Consider the following 1,393-nt stretch of genomic DNA (forward strand, 5'->3'; position numbering starts at 1 on the left):
GGATCGAGTACGACGAGGAGCGCGACACGCTGAGTATCAGCAGTCTCCCCACTCAGCTTCGCGACCAGCTCAAGCGCCGCAAGGCGGAGCAGGAGAGCACGTCATGAAAGGGGTTCGTCGCCCAATCCTGCGCTACCACGGAGGCAAGTGGAAACTTGCTCCCTGGATCATCCAGCACCTGGCGCCACATCACACTTACGTCGAGCCCTTCGGCGGCGCAGCCTCCGTCCTGCTCCGGAAAGCCCGCAGCTACGCCGAGATCTATAACGACCTCGACGGGGACGTGGTGAACCTGTTCCGCGTCGCGCGGGATCACGGTGAGGAACTGCGCCAGGCCCTGGCGCTTACCCCGTTTGCCCGGGAAGAGTTCGAAGCCAGCTACGCGGAAACGTCCGATCCGCTCGAGCGCGCGCGGCGGATGGTTATCCGAAGCTTGCAAGGTTTCGGTACCGCAGCTGCGTCCGGCGAACGTACAGGGTTCCGCTCAACCTCGACCAGGTCCGGTACCGGACCTGCACTGGACTGGCGCAACTACCCCGACACGCTGACCGCGATAACAGAACGCCTGCAGGGCGTGGTGATCGAGAACCGCGACGCCCTCGCGCTGATGGAGTATCACGACCGGCCGAATACGCTGCACTACGTGGATCCGCCCTACGTCCACTCGACCCGCAGCACGAAGGTGCGCCACAACGCCACCGGCAAGTCGTACCGGTACGAACTGGACGACAACCAGCACAAGGAGTTGGCGGCATTCCTCAAACGGCTGCGCGGCATGGTGGTGCTCTCCGGATATCCCTGCCCCCTCTACGACGAGCTCTACATCACCTGGCACAGAGTCGACCGCCACGCCTATGCAGACGGATCCAGAGAGCGAATCGAATGCCTCTGGCTCAACAGCGCAGCGCTTGAGGGGTTGGCACAACTGGACTTCTTCCAGGCCAGTAATGCGTCTCCATCGCCCTCATTCCAGACCACGGCCGCTCATTACTGAGCGATCTGCAGGAGAACAACATGAAGAACGTTACTTCGATCGACCGCAAACACGCAGAAGACAAGTTTGTTGTACGCATGCCGCAAGGGCTCCGCGATCAACTCAAGCAAAAAGCCGCAGATAACCACCGCTCGGCCAACAGTGAAATCGTCTACCGGCTGGAGCGCAGCAACGCGCTCGAAGAAGAACTCGCGCGAGCAAACCGAATGGTCGACGAGCTCTTCGCCAAGAACCAGCGTCTGCAGGCAGAGCTGGCTGCGGCGAACACGCCTCAGGTGGCGGAGGCATGAGTATGGCCAAGATCAACCCGCAAGATCTGAAAGACCGGCTACTTGCCCCTGGTTTCACCGCGCCGCCCGTTCTTGAACAGTTGTCGGACCCGATCAGCGACACGCCCAT

Annotated in this window: 2 protein-coding genes and 1 pseudogene; all 3 read left to right on the forward strand. The window is 61.5% G+C overall.

What is annotated here, in order from left to right; genetic code table 11:
- Nucleotides 1–107, forward strand: a pseudogene (locus tag HMPREF2924_RS35735) (nucleoid-associated protein YejK); the annotation flags it as partial.
- Nucleotides 104–994: a DNA adenine methylase gene (locus HMPREF2924_RS32810; protein ID WP_003117034.1), complete on the forward strand. Its 891-nt coding sequence runs from the start codon at nt 104–106 to the stop codon at nt 992–994. The pseudogene HMPREF2924_RS35735 and the gene HMPREF2924_RS32810, both read left to right, overlap by 4 nt.
- Nucleotides 995–1,014: 20 nt before the next feature.
- Nucleotides 1,015–1,284 carry an ICE element conjugation transcription factor TprA gene (locus tag HMPREF2924_RS32815; protein ID WP_003117035.1) on the forward strand — a complete coding sequence of 90 codons (270 nt, stop codon included), beginning with the start codon at nt 1,015–1,017 and terminating at the stop codon, nt 1,282–1,284.
- Nucleotides 1,285–1,393: the final 109 nt, after the last annotated feature.

The organism is Pseudomonas sp. HMSC063H08, assembly GCF_001813645.1.
Taxonomy (GTDB): domain Bacteria; phylum Pseudomonadota; class Gammaproteobacteria; order Pseudomonadales; family Pseudomonadaceae; genus Pseudomonas; species Pseudomonas aeruginosa.